The 16,793-nt window shown below is 71.7% G+C and carries 16 protein-coding genes; 8 read left to right on the forward strand and 8 right to left on the reverse strand.

Annotated elements, in window-relative coordinates; genetic code table 11:
• Positions 1-9 precede the first annotated feature (9 nt).
• On the reverse strand, positions 10-1,638 hold the full coding sequence (locus tag IE241_RS15540) for an MFS transporter (RefSeq protein ID WP_190022322.1): 1,629 nt from the start codon (positions 1,636-1,638) through the stop codon (positions 10-12).
• Positions 1,639-1,847: 209 nt separating this feature from the next.
• Between IE241_RS15540 and IE241_RS15545 the strand changes: the two genes are divergently transcribed.
• The 7 genes from IE241_RS15545 (at position 1,848) to IE241_RS15575 (ending at position 8,434) form a co-directional block, all read left to right on the forward strand.
• Positions 1,848-2,546, forward strand: a complete 699-nt coding sequence (locus IE241_RS15545; RefSeq protein ID WP_190022323.1) for a pentapeptide repeat-containing protein — start codon at positions 1,848-1,850, stop codon at positions 2,544-2,546.
• A 304-nt stretch (positions 2,547-2,850) separates the two neighbouring features.
• Positions 2,851-3,747 (forward strand): diiron oxygenase, encoded by an 897-nt coding sequence (locus IE241_RS15550; RefSeq protein WP_308433696.1) that lies wholly within the window; start codon positions 2,851-2,853, stop codon positions 3,745-3,747.
• A 132-nt stretch (positions 3,748-3,879) separates the two neighbouring features.
• On the forward strand, positions 3,880-4,791 hold the full coding sequence (locus tag IE241_RS15555; protein WP_190022324.1) for a class-II aminoacyl-tRNA synthetase family protein: 912 nt from the start codon (positions 3,880-3,882) through the stop codon (positions 4,789-4,791).
• A complete protein-coding gene (locus IE241_RS15560) occupies positions 4,788-5,843 on the forward strand; it encodes an NAD(P)H-dependent flavin oxidoreductase (RefSeq protein WP_190022325.1) in 1,056 nt (351 codons plus the stop codon). The genes IE241_RS15555 and IE241_RS15560 overlap by 4 nt, the downstream gene beginning before the upstream one ends.
• Positions 5,844-5,884: 41 nt before the next feature.
• Positions 5,885-6,880 (forward strand): methyltransferase, encoded by a 996-nt coding sequence (locus IE241_RS15565; protein ID WP_229899361.1) that lies wholly within the window; start codon positions 5,885-5,887, stop codon positions 6,878-6,880.
• A gap of 5 nt (positions 6,881-6,885) precedes the next feature.
• Positions 6,886-7,143 (forward strand): acyl carrier protein, encoded by a 258-nt coding sequence (locus IE241_RS15570; protein WP_190022327.1) that lies wholly within the window; start codon positions 6,886-6,888, stop codon positions 7,141-7,143.
• A gap of 67 nt (positions 7,144-7,210) precedes the next feature.
• Entirely contained in the window at positions 7,211-8,434 is a 1,224-nt protein-coding gene (locus IE241_RS15575; RefSeq protein ID WP_190022328.1) for an MFS transporter, read from the forward strand.
• A 202-nt stretch (positions 8,435-8,636) separates the two neighbouring features.
• Here the strand turns inward: IE241_RS15575 and IE241_RS15580 are convergent, their stop codons facing one another.
• The 7 genes from IE241_RS15580 to IE241_RS15610 all read right to left on the reverse strand — a co-directional run bounded on the left by IE241_RS15580 (position 8,637) and on the right by IE241_RS15610 (position 15,909).
• Positions 8,637-9,449 (reverse strand): ABC transporter ATP-binding protein, encoded by an 813-nt coding sequence (locus IE241_RS15580; RefSeq protein ID WP_190022329.1) that lies wholly within the window; start codon positions 9,447-9,449, stop codon positions 8,637-8,639.
• A 133-nt stretch (positions 9,450-9,582) separates the two neighbouring features.
• The gene (locus IE241_RS15585) at positions 9,583-10,218 is read right to left on the reverse strand and encodes a 4'-phosphopantetheinyl transferase family protein (RefSeq protein ID WP_190022330.1); all 636 of its coding nucleotides are present in this window, start codon (positions 10,216-10,218) and stop codon (positions 9,583-9,585) included.
• A gap of 169 nt (positions 10,219-10,387) precedes the next feature.
• Positions 10,388-11,230, reverse strand: coding sequence for an ABC transporter ATP-binding protein (locus IE241_RS15590; protein ID WP_373300680.1), 843 nt, complete (start codon positions 11,228-11,230; stop codon positions 10,388-10,390).
• A gap of 113 nt (positions 11,231-11,343) precedes the next feature.
• The gene (locus IE241_RS15595; RefSeq protein ID WP_190022331.1) at positions 11,344-11,841 is read right to left on the reverse strand and encodes a hypothetical protein; all 498 of its coding nucleotides are present in this window, start codon (positions 11,839-11,841) and stop codon (positions 11,344-11,346) included.
• A 140-nt stretch (positions 11,842-11,981) separates the two neighbouring features.
• Positions 11,982-13,601, reverse strand: coding sequence for a M4 family metallopeptidase (locus IE241_RS15600; RefSeq protein ID WP_229899297.1), 1,620 nt, complete (start codon positions 13,599-13,601; stop codon positions 11,982-11,984).
• A gap of 401 nt (positions 13,602-14,002) precedes the next feature.
• A complete protein-coding gene (locus IE241_RS15605) occupies positions 14,003-14,683 on the reverse strand; it encodes a response regulator (protein ID WP_190022332.1) in 681 nt (226 codons plus the stop codon).
• Complete coding sequence (locus IE241_RS15610; RefSeq protein ID WP_190022575.1) at positions 14,680-15,909, reverse strand: sensor histidine kinase; 1,230 nt, start codon at positions 15,907-15,909, stop codon at positions 14,680-14,682. The genes IE241_RS15605 and IE241_RS15610 overlap by 4 nt, the downstream gene beginning before the upstream one ends.
• A 210-nt stretch (positions 15,910-16,119) precedes the next feature.
• Between IE241_RS15610 and IE241_RS15615 the strand changes: the two genes are divergently transcribed.
• Complete coding sequence (locus tag IE241_RS15615; protein WP_190022333.1) at positions 16,120-16,707, forward strand: GlcG/HbpS family heme-binding protein; 588 nt, start codon at positions 16,120-16,122, stop codon at positions 16,705-16,707.
• The last annotated feature ends 86 nt before the right edge of the window (positions 16,708-16,793 follow it).

The following is a 16,793-nucleotide window of genomic DNA, read 5'->3' on the forward strand; positions in this document are numbered from 1 at the left end:
CGCCGTCCGTCATCCGTCTCCGGATTCGGGTTCGGATTCGGGTTCGCGCATGTGGTGCCGTTCCTCGGCTTCCCTTGCGGCTCGCGTGTCTTCGGGAGCGGCCTCGGCGTCGCCGGCAGGGTGCGATTGTCCGGGCGCGCGGGCGGTGACCAGGATCCAGCCGGTGACGCCGGCGAGGAGCATGATGCCCGCCCCCCACCCGATGGCGATCCGGAAGCCGTGGACGATGCCGGTCTTGATCACGCCGGCCCGGGTGGCGGGGGTGAGGATCCCGCCGGCGGCTGCGGTCTTCAGGTGCGCGGTGATGTAGGTGGCGCTGGTGGACGTGGCGATGGTGTTGAGGAGTGCGGTGCCGATGGAGCCGCCCACCTGCTGAGCGGTGTTGACCGTGGCGGAGGTGACGCCGGAGTCGTGCGGGGCGACGCCGGCGGTGGCGGTGGCCATGACGGGCATGAAGATCAGGCCCATGCCGAGGCCGACGAGCAGTTCGGCGGGCAGGACGTGGCTGACGTACGCGGGCTCGACGGGCAGGAAGGTCAGCAGGAACAGCCCTCCGGCGGCGAAGAGCGTGCCGGGCACCATCAGGGCGCGCGGGGGCACGTGGGTCATGAGGCGTGCGGAGATCTGGGTGGAGCTGACGACGATGGCCGCGGTCATCGGGAGGAAGGCGAGACCGGTCTTGACGGGGGAGTAGCCGAGGACGACCTGCAGGTAGTAGGTCATGAACAGGAACATGCCGAACATGGCGATGACGGCCAGGCCCATCACCAGGAAGGCTCCGGCGCGGTTGCGGTCGCGGACGATGTGCAGGGGCAGCAGGGGGTGCGGGGCGCGGCTCTGCCACCAGGCGAAGGCGCCCAGGAGGGCCGTGCCGCCGCTCAGCAGCCCGAGGACGAGCGGGTCGTCCCAGCCGCGCGGCTGGGCCTCGCTGCAGGCGTAGACGATGGCGACGAGGCCGCTGCAGCCCAGCAGGACCCCGGGGATGTCCAGGCGGGGCCGTTCCCCGCGCCGGCGCCGGTCGTCGTGGAGGAAGACCAGGGCGCCGAGCAGTGCGATCAGGGCGATGGGCACGTTCACGTAGAGGCACCAGCGCCAGTCGAGGTATTCGGTGATCAGGCCGCCCGCGATCAGGCCGATGGCGGCGCCGCCGCCGGCGATGGCGCCGTAGATGCCGAAGGCTTTCGCGCGTTCCCTGCCGACGGTGAAGGTGGTGGTGAGGAGGGAGAGCGCGGAGGGGGCCAGGAGCGCGCCGAAGGCGCCCTGGAGGGCCCGGGCGATGAACAGCAGGCCGGAGGTGTGGGCGGCGCCGCCGAGGGCGGACGCGGCGGCGAAGCCGACGAGGCCGGTCATGAAGGTCAGCTTGCGGCCGACGAGGTCGGCGATGCGGCCGCCGAGCAGCAGGAGGCCGCCGAAGGCCAGGGTGTAGGCGGTGATCACCCATTGCCGGTTGCCGTCCGACATGTGGAGGTCACGCTGTGCGGACGGCAGGGCGATGTTCACGATGGTCGCGTCGAGGACGACCATCAGCTGGGCGACGGCGATGACGACCAGGCCCCACCAGCGGCGGGGGTCGGGTTCGGACGCGGGTGTGGTCGCGGCGGTTGCGGGGGGTATGGGGCCCGTGTTCGTCGAGCTCATGGGACCTGCTCTCGCGGCCGTGGCGTGCGGCGGGTACGCGTGTCTGCGCGCGTAACGCGTGGCACGTAACGCGTGGCACGTAACGCGTGGCGCGTGGCATGTAGCGCATGGCGGCGCAGGGCGCGTAGAAGCCGCAATCCAGCGTAGGCCTGCCGGGTGACGGGCGCCTGTCGGGACGGGATGTCAGTGGCGTGTGCCACGGTGGTCGCATGACGACGCACGACAGGAAGCGGGGCGGTACGAAGCGTCCCGTGGTGAAGGTCCCGGAGGTGCGGCTGCCCGGGCTGCGGCCGTACGGCGGCGCGGAGCTGGAGCCGGAGGGGGACTACGACGGCCTCGCGTTCACGGAGGCCGATCTCGCGGGGCAGTCGGGGATAGGCGCCCGCTTCCTGGACTGCGGGCTGTACGCCTGTGGGCTGGACGGGACGGAGCTGGTGGCGGCCCGCTTCACGGACTGCGTGCTGGACGGCGTCCGCGGCGTGGGCACGGACCTGTCGAAGGCGGGCCTTCGGGATGTGGAGATCCGCGACGCCCGGCTCGGCGGGACGCAGCTGCACGGCGCGGCGCTGGAGCGGGTCGTCTTCCGCGGCGGCAAGATCGACTATCTGAATCTGCGCGGCGCGGCGCTGAAGGACGTCACCTTCGAGAGCGTCGTGCTCTCCGAGGCGGACTTCGGCGGGGCGAAGCTGGAGCGCGTCGTCTTCCGTGACTGTGCGCTGCGCCGCGCCGACTTCACGGGGGCCCGGATGAAGGATGTGGATCTGCGGGCGGTGACGGAGCTCGACGTCGCCCGCGGCATCGAGCACCTGTCGGGTGCGGTGATCAGCCCGTCCCAACTCCTGGATCTTGCTCCGGCGTTCGCTGCGCAGATAGGCGTACGCGTGGAGAGTTCGCCCGTGGAGGGGTGAAGCCGCCTCGCCCGCTGCGAATGGCGGGAAACAGGTGTTGCATCCCTCAAGCGGACGCTGGGATTCTGGCAGAACGCCATGCCGTCGGCGCCGGAGAACCGGCGCCTCTTACACCCCCCACCGTGTGCCCCGTGATGCGGCCCGGCATCGGCCCGTCCGGGCAACGCACACATACACAACACACAGGCAGCGCAGAGAACGCAGCGCCACTGACGACGCGTTGCGCGCCGAATATCCGGGCACCGGACATCGGACCCGGACATCGGACATCGCCGAGGAGTCGAGAAGCCGAGAAGGAGATCCTGTGAGTGTGCTCACGCGGGCTCTGGACACGCCGGAGCTTCGTGAACTGCTGGACCGTCTGTCGGAAAAAGCCGCCGCCGACTACTACAACCCCTACCGGACCTTCGACTGGCCCGAATCCCTGCCGTCGGACCGTCTGTGGATGTCGCCGGACCTGCTCTCCGTCCAGGGCACGCCGTACGGAGAGTCCCTGTCCGGGGAGCAGTTGTGCGCGCTCAGCCGCTGGGAGAGCATCAACTTCTACAGCCTCAACGTCCATGGGATCCGGGAACTGCTGATCGAGGTCACGCGCCGTATCCACCGGCCGGGTTTCGAGCCGACCTCGGAGTTCTTCCACCATTTCATCGGTGAGGAGAACGAGCACATGTGGTTCTTCGCCCGTTTCTGTCTCAACTACGGCGGGAAGATCTATCCGGACCGGAGCCTGGATCTGGGACAGGCGACCGGCGGGAGCGGAAGCGACCCCGCGGTGGCGGACTTCCTGGTCTTCGCGCGGATCCTCATCTTCGAGCAGATCGTCGACTACTACAACATGCGGATGGCCGCGGACGAGGATCTCGCGCCGACCATCCGCGCGGTGAACCGCGTCCACCACCAGGACGAGTCCCGGCACATCGCCTGCGGCAGCAGGATCGTGGAATTGCTGTGGCGCTCGCTGGAGGAATCGGAGAGGCCTGCGGAGCAGCTGGACGCCCTGCGGGCGTACCTCCGGCGGTACATCGCGACCAGCGTCGAGAACTTCTACAACCCCGCCTGCTACCGGGATGCAGGCATTCCCGACGGCTTCGCGCTGCGCAGCCGGCTGCTCGCCGATCCCGCGCGGCAGGAGGCGCACCGCCGGCTTCTGAGCAGGACGAACTCCTTCCTCCGGCGCACCGGAATTCTCGCCGACTGCTGACGGGCACCGGATTCCCGCCTACCCGGATTCCCGACTGCCCGGAGTCCGGCTGCCCGGATACCCGCGTCCCCGCATACCGCGTACGCGCCCGCCCCCCCCCACGCACCACCTCTGGCCGAGGAGGACATTCCTGTGACCACGAAGGCCGGCATGCCCTGGGTCGTCAAGGACGGCCTGGCGACCCTGGGACACGAGGCCACCGCATTGCTGCACGCGCTCGACGCCGTTTTCGCCTCCTGGGGTACGGGGGCGGGAGCCAGGGCCATGGAATTCCCGCCGCTGCTGGCGGTGGCCGACCTCAGCAGGCTCGACTACTTCCGCAACTTCCCTCACCTGGTCTCCGCCGTGGGGCGCCTGGAGCCCGACCGCCGGGCCGGGTATGCCGAGCAGTCCGAGGTGACGACGGTACGGCCGGGCGACCTCGCCGAGATCGGTCATCTCCTGCCGTCCGCGGCCTGTTACGGCGCCTATCTGCATTTCTCCGGTGCGGAGCTGCCGGTCCCGCTGCAGGTCACCACGGTGGCGACCTGCCACCGGGCCGAGGAGGAATACCACGGCCTGCAACGGCTCGGCGCCTTCCGTATGCGCGAGGTGATCTGCATCGGCGGGGCCGAGGACGTACGGGGTCACCTCGCCGCCTTCCGGCAGCGGATTCACGACTTCTCCCGGCGCCTGGGCCTCGGACTCGTGAAGGAACAGGCGTCCGACCCGTTCTTCCGCAGGCAGGACGACGCCCGTCTTTTCTTCCAGGCGCTGGAGCCGGTGAAGGAGGAGTTCACGTACCACGACGGCACGGCCGTGGCCTCGACGAATTACCACCTCAACTTCTTCGGGGAGCGGTGCGGCATCACCTTCGCCGGCAAACCGGCGTTCACCGGCTGCGCCGCATTCGGGCTGGAAAGGTGGGTGCACGCGCTCTCCGACCGCCACGCGGGCGATATCGACCGGGCCCGTGAGGCGGTGGAGGACGCGGCCTCCGCCATGGGCACCTCCGTCGTGGGCGCCCCCGCCACGGGCACCCCCGCCGCGGACGGCCGGGGGTGAGCCCGCGCCTGTGCGACGCCCTGGGCATCGACGTCCCGCTGCTGCAGGCGGGCATGGGCGGGGTGGCCGGGCCCGAGCTGGCAGCGGCCGTGTCGGAAGCCGGAGCCGGAGGCTGCCTGGCGCTCTACAAGGAACTGCCCGAGCACATCCCCGCGCTGGTCGAACGCGTACGGCAGCGCACCGGCAGGGCATTCGGCATCAACATCATCCCGGAGGTCGTCGGCGACGCCCGTGCCGAGGAACAGCTGCGCGCCGCCCTCGATGCACTGCCGGAGCGCGCCTTCCTCACCTTCTTCGGCCTTCCCGGACCGCGCTGCCTGGCACTGCTGCGCCGCGTGGGCCACATGGGCCGCGTAGGCCGCACCGCCGCCCGCCCGGTGGTCGTCCAGGTGGGCAGCCCGGACGATGCCGGCAGGGCGGCCGACCAGGGAGCCGACGTGGTCGTCCTGCAGAACAGAAGCGCAGGCGGGCACCTGCTCGGCGACCAGGAGGCGGACGAACTGCTGGAGGGCGTACGCCGCAGCCGTCCGCACCTCCCGCTCGTCACGGCGGGCGGCATCGGCGACGGGCGCGACCTCGCCGCGGCCGAGGCGCGGGGCACCGACGGGGCCCTGTGCGGCACGCTTTTCGTACCGGCCCACGAGTCCGACGCGCACCGGGTGTTCAAGGAACGGGTGCTGCGCGCCACCTCCGCCGAGACCGTCGTCACCGGCCTCTATCGCGTCGGCTGGCCCGGCCGGCGCCACCGCGTCCTGCGCACCGCCGTGACCGACGCGGGCCCCGGTCTGCCGGAGGCCTTCATCTCCACCGCGGAACACCACGGCCGACGGCACCCGATTCCCCGCTACAGCGCCGCCGCTCCCACCCGGCACTGCACCGGTCGGATCGAGGAAATGGCCATGTACTGCGGGGAGTCCGTCGACCGGGTGCACAGCGGTGCCACGGCGGCGGCGATCGTCACCGAATTCCGCCGCCAGTACGAACAGGGCGAACAGGGCGAACAGCGTGAACAGCGTGAACAGCGTGAAGAGTCCGACCAGTACGGACCGTGAAGGGAGCCCGGATGGATTTCGGTGCCGCACATGTGACCCAGATGGCTCTGGGGGCCTGGCAGGCGCAGGTGCTCTACACCCTGACCGAACTCGGCATCTTCGAACTCCTGGCCGAAAAGCCGTTGCCCGCACAGGAGGTGGCCCGGCGCAGCGGCACCCACCCCCTCGCCGCCGAGGGGCTGCTGAACGCCGGTGTCGCCCTCAAGCTCCTCGCCAAGGACGGAGAGGAGTACGCCGATACGGATCTCGCCCTGCGGCTGCTGTGCGAGGAGTCCCCGGAGAGCCTGGCCCGCTGGGTGCGCGTCATGGGCCGCTGGTCCCGGCCCTGGAACGACCTGGCCGAGGTCGTCCGCACCGGGCAGCCGGCAGAAGGGCGCGAGGCCCGGCTGTGGCAGGACCCGCGCTACGTGGCCGATTTCGTGCTCGGCATGCACGAGTACGCCCGCAGGATCGCGGACGAGGTGGCGGAACACGTCGACCTGCCCGCCGGGGCGCGGGTCACCGACGTCGGCGGCGGCGCGGGTACGTATGCCATCGCCCTGTGCCGCCGTCACCCGGACGTCACCGTGCGGATCCTGGAGCTGGCGAGCGTCGTCCCGCTCGCCGAGAGCACCGTGGCGGAGGCGGGGCTGGCCGACCGGATCGCCGTGGCACCCGGCGACTATCTGGCGGACCCCTTCGGCGCGGGCGTCTCCGCCGTCCTGCTGTCCAACGTCCTGCACCAGGAGAGCCGCGAGGCGGGCGAGTCCATCGTCGCCCGGGCGCACCGGGCCCTGCGCGCGGGAGGCAAGGTCGTCGTGAACGGCTACTTCCTCGACGAGACCCGCACCCGGCCGTCGTTCACCACGCTGCACAACCTCTCCGCGTTCACCTTGTGGGGCGGGGGCCGCAGTTACACCGTCGGTGAGGCCGCCCGGCTGCTGCAGGACGCGGGTTTCACCGAACCCGTGGTGCACCAGGTGGCACAGGGGGCGTCGACGGTGCTCGTCGCGCAGAAGGGCGCGGACGGGCAACCCTCCGCCGATCGAGGGGAGTAGAGTGCATGCCGCATCCATTGGACCCCATCCGTGCCTGGCTCGCTGAGAAGAACCCCACCGTGGGCGAGATCCCGCCCGACACCGATCTGATCGAGAACCGGCTGATCGACTCTCTCAGCTTCATGGAGTTCGTCATGCTCCTCGAATCCGTGACCGGCCGGGATCTCCCGGTGGAGACGATGGAGCTGAGCCAGTTCCGCACGCTCGCAGCGATCGAGAAGAACTTCCTGCCGGGTACGCCGGGCACACCGTGCGCGTCCTAGCCGCGCCGCGTCCGGCCCGTGCCCGTGCCCGACCCCGGACCTCCGGGTCCGCGAGGGAGCCGCCGCCGTGTCCGCCCCCGCCCCTGCCCCCGCCGAAGAGTCCCGGAAGCCGGCTCAAGAGGCGCCGGTCGTACGCCTCTGGCTGGCCGCCTTCTGCGGTTACCTCTCCCTGGGCGCGACCTTGCAGACCTTGCCGTCCTTCACCGAGGACCGCTTCCACGCCGTCCCCTGGGCGGTGGCCGCCGTCGTGGGCATCGCCTCGCTCGCCGCCGCCGTCTGCCGGCCCTTCGCCGGGCGGGCCGTGGACGCCGGGCAGCCCCGCCGGACCGTCGTGCTGGGCGCCGCCTGCGGCGCGCTCGGCGGGCTCGGGCACCTGTGGTCGCCCAGCCTCCCCGTCCTGGTGCTGGCGCGGCTCCTGCTCGGGGCGGGAGAGGGCATCCTGTTCACCTCGGCCGTCTCCTGGGTCATGCGCGGCAGCGCGGACGGCCGCAGGGCGCGGGTGGCCGGATGGTTCGGGCTGTCCATGTGGGGCGGCCTGTCGGCCGGGCCGGTCCTGGCCGGGCTGCTGCACGCCTGGCACGGCGACTCCGCCGTCTGGGGCGCCGTCACGCTCCTGCCCCTCGTCGGAATGGCCCTGGCGATCTCCACGCGCAACCCGCCCCGGCAACCCGCCGCCCCCGCCCGCGGAGCCCTCCTTCCCCGCGGCTCACGGCTCCCCGGCCTCGCCTACCTGCTCACCAGCTACGGGTACGGCGCGATCAGCACCGTCCTGCTCCTGTACCTCCAGCACGCGCACATCGGCGGCGGCCAGGCCGCGCTCGCGGTCTTCGCCGTCGCCTTCCTGGTCGCCCGGGCCGTCGGCAGCCCCATGGTCGACCGGCTCGGCGGCGTCCCGGCCTTCGTCGTGGCCGCGGTCGCCGAAGCCTGCGGACTGCTGATCCTCGGCTGCCGGGCCGACGTCGTCGGGGCCCTGCTCGGCACGGCGGTCACGGGCGCGGGCGTCGCCCTGCTCTATCCGGCCATGATCGCCGTCATCGTCGGCCGCTCCCCGCAAGGGCAGCAGGGTGCGGCGGTGGGCGTCATGATCTCCTTCTGGGACCTGGGGATCACGGTGTCCGGGTTCATCAGCGGGACGGTCGCGGGAGCGCTCGGCTACGGGTGGAGCTTCGTGCTCTCGGCCGGGCTGTCGGTGGCCGGGGCGGCGATCACGGTGTGCTTCCTGCGGGCGGGGCGGCGCACGCCGGAGCGCCCGGCGCCCGCGCGGGACGCCGAACCGACCGCGCCGAGGTGACGCCGGGCGAGTGTCGGTGACGGCGGCGGCATCGGCTCCCGGTCATTGGGCGCGCCAACGGTGACCGTTGGGTGCACCGACAGCGACCGTTGGGCGCACCAATGGCGGCCGTTGGTCGTACCCACGGCGATCGTTGGCTGCACCCACGACGGCCTTGGCCGCACCAACGGCGATCGTCGGCCGCACCCACGGCGGCCGCCGGTCAGCCCCTCGCCGACGTGGCCAGCCACCGGTGCCCCTGCCGGACCACGGTGATCGGCCGGCCGAAGCACCGCGTCAGCGCGGCGCTGTCGAGCACCTCGCCCACGGCACCGGCCGCCACGACGGCTCCGTCACGCAACAGCAGCGCGTGATCCACGGCAGGCGGCAGCTCCTCCACGTGATGGGTGACGGTCACCGTCGCCAGGTGCGGCTGCCGCGCCGCCAGCGTGTGCAGAGCCTCCACCAGATCTTCCCGGGACGGCAGGTCCAGCGCGTTGAACGGCTCGTCCAGCAGCAACAGCGACGGCTGCGTCATCAGCGCCCGCGCGATACGGATACGGGCCTTCTCGCCCTCCGAGCACACGCCCACCTCGCGGTCCGCCAGCCCCGCGCAGCCCAGCTCCTCCAGCAGCTCGTCCGCCCGCCTGCGGTCGGCGTCGTCGTACATCTTCCACAGGGGCTGCGCCGTGCCGCTCGCCCCGGTGAGGACGGCGGTGCGCGCGGTCAGCGACTCCGGCAGGCGGTGCCCGGATGCCACCGAACCCACCATGGCCCGCAGCTCGCGTACGTCGATCCGCCCCACGCGACGGCCGAGCACGTCCACCGTGCCCTCCGTCGGGAAGCCGAGGCCGCTGGCCAGCCGCAGGGCCGAGGTCTTCCCCGCCCCGTTGGGGCCGAGCACGGCCCAGTGCTCGCCCGCCCGTACGGTCCAGCTGACGTCGCGCAGCACGAGGTGCCCGGCGGGCGGCCTGCGCACGCTCACCCGGTCGAACCGCAGCACAGCCGCCTCGGTGGCCTCCGACGTCACGCGCATCGCCCTCCTCCGTACGTCCTCCGTACGGCGAACACAGCCGCCGTGTCCCCGTTCCTATCCCATCGGCGGACGGCACCGTCTGCAACCGGCCATGCCGCTGCCGGCCACGTCACCGCCGGCCATGTCACTGCGATCAGGCGCACCAGTCCCAGGCACGCACCCGCACCGGACGCCGCGGCACCGCGAACGCGGCGACGTGCTCAGGAGTGGGGTGGAAGGTCTCGACGTGCCACGCCGCCGCGCTCCCGCTCATGCTCCCGCTGCCGTCGCCCCGGCCGACCGACGCCTCGTTCCTGGCGGGATGCACCTCGACCGCGTCGAGCGGCGCGCTCAGGCCCACCCCCAGCGCCTTGAGGCAGCTCTCCTTGCACGTCCAGTGCCGCAGGAATGCCTCCGTGGCGAGGCGGGGCGACCGCCGGGCCGCACGGGAGATCCGTTCCGTTTCCCGGGGAGTGAAGAACCGCCGCGCCAGGGCGTCGTGCCGCCGGCAGGCGGCCCCGACGTGCTCGACGTGCTCGACATCGACCCCGACCGGGTGGCCGGACGTCACCGCGACCAGGGCGAGCCCGCGCGTGTGCGACACATTGAATTCGAGGGATTCGGCGGATTCGGCGGATTTGATGCATCCGATCCCGCCGAGGGACGGCTTGCCGTGCGCCCCGGTCGTGAACTCCAGCGTGCTCGGCGCGCGGCCGAGGTAGCGCCCCAGGATCGCCCGCACAGCGGCCCGTACGACGACGAACTCGGAGCGGCCGGACGGCGACAACATGCCCTGCGCAAGATCACGTTCGGCCGCGGACAGCGTCTCCCAGGGCAGAGGGACCCCGGACGCGGACGTCTCCAACCGCCAGAGCTGGACCTCCCCGCGGACGGTCCTGGGACGCGAAGGCCCCGGCCGCCACGCCGCAGCACGGTTCGACGCCATGCCGCGGCACGCTCTACGGACGGACGGTACGCGCATGCCACCGCGCACCGTTACGGACCAGCTCGATCGGCCGCCCGAAGCACGCGGACAGCGATGCGCCGCCGAGCACGTCGGACACCCGCCCCTGCGCCAGCGGACGGCCGTCCCTGAGCAGCAGCACATGGCTCACGCTCGACGGCAGCTCCTCCAGGTGGTGGCTCACCGTGACCGTGGCCAGCTCCGGCCGGGACCGGGCCAGGTCCTCCAAGGAGTCCACCAGATCCTCCCGGGCGGGAAGGTCGAGGCCCGAGAACGGCTCGTCCAGCAGCAGCAACCGCGGTTCGGGCATCAGCGCGCGGGCGATCCGGATACGGGCCTGCTCGCCTTGCGAACACTCTCCGAACCGGCGCTCCCGCAGGGCGTCGCAGCCGAACTCCTTCAGCAGGGCGCTCGCCCGCTCGCGCGTCGCGTCCCCGTAGCGGTCCCACAAGGGCTGGACCGTTCCCGTGGCCCCGGTCAGGACCACCGTGTGGGCGCTGCAGTGCGGCGGTACGCGCTGCGCCGGATTGACGTGCCCGACGTGGGCGCGCAGCTCTCTGACGTCGACCGTGCCCAGCCGGTGTCCCAGCAGGTCCACCGTCCCGGTGGTCGGGAACATCACCGCCCCGGCGAGCCGCAGCAGCGTCGTCTTCCCCGCGCCGTTGGGCCCGAGCAGCGCCCAGTGCTCACCGGCCCGTACGGTCCAGGACAGCGTGGCCAGTGGTTCGGCGCGGGCGGAGCGCCGGGAGACCGAGACATCGCGGAGGCGGAGGACCGTCCCGGCCTCGTCACCCCGCGCCGGACCGTCACCGGAACTATCGCAGTCACCCGTGGCCACAGGTTAACTCCCTTGCTCTCCAAGACGGTTGAAGGGAAAACTCTCTGTCGAGGATATGAGGCCGCGCGCGATCAGGTCTACAGATCAGGTCTGCAGGTGAGGTCTGCAGAGGCCTACACGCGGGGGAAGCGCGCCTGCAGGTCCCAGATCGCCGGGTTGTCGGCGAGGCCCTCGTGCATGTCGCACAGGTCCGCGATCAGGTCGTGCAGGAAGTCACGGGCCTCGCGGCGCAGGGCGCGGTGGTCGAAGGTGAGCGCGGGCTCGTCGGCCGGCATCCAGTCGGCGGAGACCTCCACCCAGCCGAAGCGGCGCTCGAAGAGCATGCAGTCGGTGGATTCGGTGAAGTCCAGCTCGGCGAACTGGGTGGTCGCCGAGCGCCGGCCCCGCGGGTCGCGGTCGATCTGCTCCATGATGTCGCACAGCGCCCACGCGAAGTCGAGCACCGGCACCCATCCCCAGGCTGTGGACAGCTCGCGGTCCTTCTTCACGTCCGCGATGTAGACGTCTCCGCAGAAGAGATCATGCCGGAGGGCCCGCACGTCCGCGGTGCGGTAGTCCGTCTGCGGAGGGTCGGGGAAGCGGCGCGAGAGCGAGTAGCCGAGGTCGATCACGCTTCGATGGTGACACGGCGACGGGGCGGAAGCGTAAACGCGTACGAGCGGGCCGGGTGAACGCGTACGAGTCCGGGGTGCCCCGCGTCGGCGGCGGGGCACCCCGGACTCGTCCGAGGCTGATCGTTACTTCTTGATCGTTACTTCACGTTGATCGCGGTCCAGGCGTTGGCGACCGCCTTGTACTCCGCGCTGGAGGAGCCGTAGAGGTCCGCGGTGGCCTTCAGGGTGCCGGTGCGGGCGGCCTTGTAGTTGGTGGTGGAGGTGAAGTACGTGGTCAGGGCCTTGTACCAGATCTTGGTGGCCTTGTCCCGGCCGATCCCGGCGACCTTGACGTTGTTGGCGGTCGGGCTGTCGTACGACACGCCGTTGATCGTCTTCGCGCCGCTGCCCTCGGACAGCAGGTAGAAGAAGTGGTTGGCCGGGCCCGAGGAGTAGTGGACGTCCAGGCGGCCGAGCGAGGAGGACCAGGAGTCCTTGGACTTGCCGTCCTTGCTGGGCTTGTCCATGTAGCGCAGCGGCGAGCCGTCGCCGCGGATGTTGATGGCCTCGCCGATCAGGTAGTCGCCCTTGTCGGTGCCGTTGTTGGCGTAGAACTCGGCGGCGGTGCCGAAGATGTCCGAGGTGGCCTCGTTGAGGCCGCCGGACTCGCCGCTGTAGTTCAGGCCGGCCGTGGCGGAGGTGACGCCGTGGCTCATCTCGTGCGCGGCCACGTCGAGCGAGGTCAGCGGGTTCTTGTTGCCCTCACCGTCGCCGTAGGTCATGCAGAAGCACTCGTCGTCCCAGAAGGCGTTGACGTAGTTGTCGCCGTAGTGGACGCGGGAGTACGCGGCGACGCCGTCGTTCTTGATGCCGGTGCGGCCGAGCACGTTCTTGTAGAAGTCCCAGGTCACGGCCGCGCCGTAGTGCGCGTCGACGGCGGCCTTCTGGTCGCCCTCGCCCCAGCTGTCGGTGGAGTTGGTGAAGAGGTCGCCGGTGCCGTCGGTGCCCTGCGCCAGGTTGTAGGTCTTGTGGCCGCCGCGCTCGCCGTCGACGAGCTGGTAGCCCGAGCCGCCCTTGGTGGTGGACAGCGGGACGGTGCCGCTGTAGGTGCTGGTGCCCGAGCCGGTCTCGATGGCCTCGCGCTGGAAGAGCTTCTTGCCGGTGTTGGCGTCGGTGATCACGTGCAGCTTGCTGGGCGTGCCGTCCTTCTGGACGCCGGTGACCACGGTCTCGTAGGCCAGGACGGGCTTGCCGGAGGCCGCCCAGACGACCTTGCGCGGCGCCTGCTCGGCACCGGCCTTGGCGGTCTTCTCCTCCGCGGCAGCGCTGAGGGCGCTCTTCTTCGCGGCGGCCGGGGCCTGGGCGGGGGTGGTGCTGGGCACGGATATCTCGGAGTCGGTCGCCTTGTCGACGCTGCGCGAGCCGCTCTTCGCCTCGTGCACGACGAGGTCGCCGCCGAGCACCGGCAGACCGTCGAAGGTGCGCTCGTAGCGGGTGTGGACCGTGCCGTTCGCGTCCTTGATCACGTCACGGACGACGAGCTTCTCCTTGCCGCCGAGGCCGAGCTTCGCGGCAGTGGAGGGGGCCGCGGACTGCGCGTCCTTGATCGCTGCGACCCGCTGACCCGCGGACACCGCAAGGGCCTTGCCCTCGCTCGCCTTGTCGGCGGTGGCGCTCGCCGAGCCGGTCTGCACGCCGACGACGACCATGGCGGCGGAGGCGACGAGGGCGGCGGCGCGAACGGTGTTCTTGCGGGAGGTGGAGGTGACGCTTCTCAACTCTGTCTCCTATGTGCGGGCCGTGAAATCACGTCCCTGTGAGGGGGGTTCAGACAGCACGGGGTACGGCTGTCCGGTGGTGCAGGAGTGGTGCATGAGTGGATTGAGGAGAGCGTGCCATCCCCTGAGCGACATTGACAGGGGCGCAACAAGGATTTGATCTGTCGTTCTCCGAAACGCGGTTGTTTGGTTCCGCTATGCGGTGAACTGCACAAGGCTGGTCCGGACTTGAAGCCGGTCGCATCTCAGTGCGAGGACAGTGATTGCATGCGATCGGATGAGATTGCATGCAATCCGGCGGCGGCGCGGCCCCCGCCGGCTGCCGGGCGGGGTGAAGCGTTGGTTCCGCTATCGGTCCGGCGCCGCCAGGCTAGGGCCGGCGACATCAAGGCGGGGTGAAGTCACGGCAAAAGGCGCTGTTCTTTCGCCACGGCTACGGCCCCGGCCCGCGTGTCCACGCCCAACTTGTCGTAGATCCGCCCCAGATGAGTCTTCACCGTCGCCTCGCTGATGAACAGAGCGCGTGCAATCTCCCGGTTGCCGAGCCCGCGGGCGAGCTGCCCCAGGATGTCCCGCTCGCGGTCGGTGAGCCCCGGCCGCCCCGAGCCGCGCATCCGCGCCATGACCCGGCCCGCGACGGGCGGCGACAGCGCCGTACGGCCTTCGGCGGCCGCCCGGATGGCCGAGAACAGCTCTTCCGGGCGCTCGGCCTTCAGCAGGTATCCCGTGGCGCCGGCGTCGATGGCTCGCGTGATGTCGGCGTCCGTGTCGTAGGTGGTGAGGACGAGGACGTACGGACCGTTGCGTTCCGGTTCTGCGGCTCCCGTCCGGGCCGCGGCATCCGCGACGATGCGGCGCGTGGCCTCGATCCCGTCCATGCCCGGACCCAGCTGAAGGTCCATCAGGACGACGTCCGGCCGCAGCCGGGCGGCCAGCGCGACCGCCTCCTCGCCGCCGCCCGCCTCGCCGACGACCTCGATGCCGGGCGCGCTGGACAGCAGGGCCAGCAGCCCGGCCCGGACGACGGCGTGGTCGTCGCAGAGGAGGATGCGGATGAGGCTGGTGGGACCCGTGCTGGTCACTGAGGCTCCAGGGGCAGGGGGATGCAGGCGGAGACGACGGTGCCCTCGCCGGGCGCCGACTCGATGGTCAGGGAGCCGCCGAGCTGCCGCACCCGGGCCCGCATCGCGGGCAGCCCGTGGCCGCGCCCGCCGGCGGGGCCGGTCGGCGCGCCGGTCGGCCCGGCGGGTGCTGCGCCGGGTGGTGCGCCGGGCGTGAAGCCGCGCCCGTCGTCGGCGATGTCGAGAACGACCTGGTCGCCGAGATAGCTCAGAGTGAGGGCGGCCGTGGCGGCACCGGCGTGCTCGCGGACGTTCGCGAGGGCGCCCTGGGCGATACGGAGCAGCGCGGCCCGTACCCCGTCGGGGAGCGGGACGGGCGCGCCGTCGACGTGGAACAGCACCGGCATCCCGGTCCCCTCGGCCGTGCCGGAGGCGGCCAGTGCCCGCAGGGCGTCCTCCAGCCGCGCGCCTCCGTCGAACTGCGGCGGCGCCAGGTCGTCGACGAACCGCCTGGTTTCGGCCAGGCCGCGCGCCGCGACGTCCGCGGCGGTCCGTACGTGCCGGCGGGCCGCCTCCGGGTCCGACTCCCAGGTGCGGTCCGCGGCCTGCAACAGCATCCGCTGGCTCGACAGGCCCTGGGCGAGGGTGTCGTGGATCTCCATCGACAGCCGCTGCCGCTCGGCGAGGGCGCCTTCGCGCCGCTCGGTGGCCGCCAGCTCGCGGCGCGTGCGGACCAGGTCCTCGATCAGGGCGCGCTGCCGCTCCGTCTGCCGCTGCGTGTGGACGAAGACGGCCGTGGCGACGGCGGCCACGGCGGGCGGGGCGAGCACGAGCGTGGGGTCGAAGCCGTGGGAGAGCCGGAGCTGGGCCACGACGACCAGGCCGGTCAGGAACGTGACCAGGAGGAGAGCGGCGCGCGTGGGCAGCGTACGCAGGCCCGTATAGAGCAGCGGGACCGAACACCAGGCGAAGCTCGGCGCGAGGACGACGAGCACGACCCAGGTCGCGACGACGGCCGCGAGCCAGGAGAGCCGGGTGTGCCGGGCGTGCCGGGGGCGTCGGGGGCGCGGACGGGTGACCGCCGGGCTCGGGACGCAAGGTCGACGGGTGAGCGCGGAGCCCAGGACGTAGAGCAGGGCGAGCAGCACGCTGAGGGCGACGATCCACGGCGTGCGGGGCTCGCCGGGGTGCCGGATGAGGAAGCGGGCGAAGGATGCGGAGAGGAGCAGGAAGAAGGCGGCGTGCATGACGAGGGCGAGGCGCCGCGCGCCGGGTTCGTCATCGTCAATGGGGGTCACCCCCTGTTCCTAACCCGTGCGGGGGGCCGCCGCATCAGCCGATCGGTTGACCCCGGGGACAGCCGGGACGTCGATCCCGGCGCCGGATCCGGCGCGAAGGATGGAGAGCGCAAGAAACCACCGGCTTGTTGAGCTGTTGACCTGTTGAGGAGCCGAAGAATGAAGACTGCGTTCGGGAAGACTGTGCTGGGAAAGCCTGGGCTCGGGAAGTTCTCCGTCCGGACTCGTGTTCTCGTGGGCGCCGCAGCGGCGGGCGTCGTGGCGGCCGGTACGTTCGGGGCGGTCACGGCGACGGCCTCGCCCGCGGCGGAGCGCCAGGCTCCGGTGTCCGTGGCCGGCAACGGCGTGACCGAGTCGTCGCACCTGTCGGTGGACGCGGCGGCGCGCGCCGCCCAGGCCGCGCTGGCCGCGGCGAAGAAGGAGGGCCAGAAGGTCTCCGTCGCGGTGATCGACCGCAACGGCAACACGCTGGTGACGCTGCGCGGCGACGGCGCGGGCCCGCAGTCGTACGAGTCGGCCGTACGGAAGGGCTTCACGGCCGTCTCCTGGAACGCGCCCACCTCGGAGCTCGTCAAGCGCCTCCAGAGCACCCCGAACCTCAAGGACATCCCCGGCACCCTGTTCCTGCCCGGCGGCACGCCGGTCCAGGTCAAGGGCGCGCCGGTGGCCGGCATCGGCGTCGCGGGCGCACCGAGCGGCGACCTGGACGAGAAGTTCGCCAAGGCGGGCGCGGCGGCGCTCGGCTAGCCTGCGAGGCCAGAGGCCGGCGAGGGGTGCGGCCGGACGGGGGAGGGGGACGCGTGGGGCACGCGGAACGCGCAGGGCGCGCAGGG

Source organism: Streptomyces hiroshimensis (assembly GCF_014650335.1).
Taxonomy (GTDB): Bacteria; Actinomycetota; Actinomycetes; order Streptomycetales; family Streptomycetaceae; genus Streptomyces; species Streptomyces hiroshimensis.

Bases quoted from the DNA above. Each gene is read 5' to 3' on its own strand.
- IE241_RS15585 (WP_190022330.1), bottom strand. From the start codon at position 10,218: ATGTTGTCGCCGTCCGGCCGCTCCGAGTTCGTCGTCGTACGGGCCGCT.
- IE241_RS15610 (WP_190022575.1), bottom strand. From the start codon at position 15,909: ATGCACGCCGCCTTCTTCCTGCTCCTCTCCGCATCCTTCGCCCGCTTC.
- IE241_RS15570 (WP_190022327.1), top strand. From the start codon at position 6,886: ATGCCGCATCCATTGGACCCCATCCGTGCCTGGCTCGCTGAGAAGAAC.
- IE241_RS15615 (WP_190022333.1), top strand. From the start codon at position 16,120: ATGAAGACTGCGTTCGGGAAGACTGTGCTGGGAAAGCCTGGGCTCGGG.
- IE241_RS15540 (WP_190022322.1), bottom strand. From the start codon at position 1,638: ATGAGCTCGACGAACACGGGCCCCATACCCCCCGCAACCGCCGCGACC.
- IE241_RS15580 (WP_190022329.1), bottom strand. From the start codon at position 9,449: ATGCGCGTGACGTCGGAGGCCACCGAGGCGGCTGTGCTGCGGTTCGAC.
- IE241_RS15565 (WP_229899361.1), top strand. From the start codon at position 5,885: ATGGCTCTGGGGGCCTGGCAGGCGCAGGTGCTCTACACCCTGACCGAA.
- IE241_RS15545 (WP_190022323.1), top strand. From the start codon at position 1,848: ATGACGACGCACGACAGGAAGCGGGGCGGTACGAAGCGTCCCGTGGTG.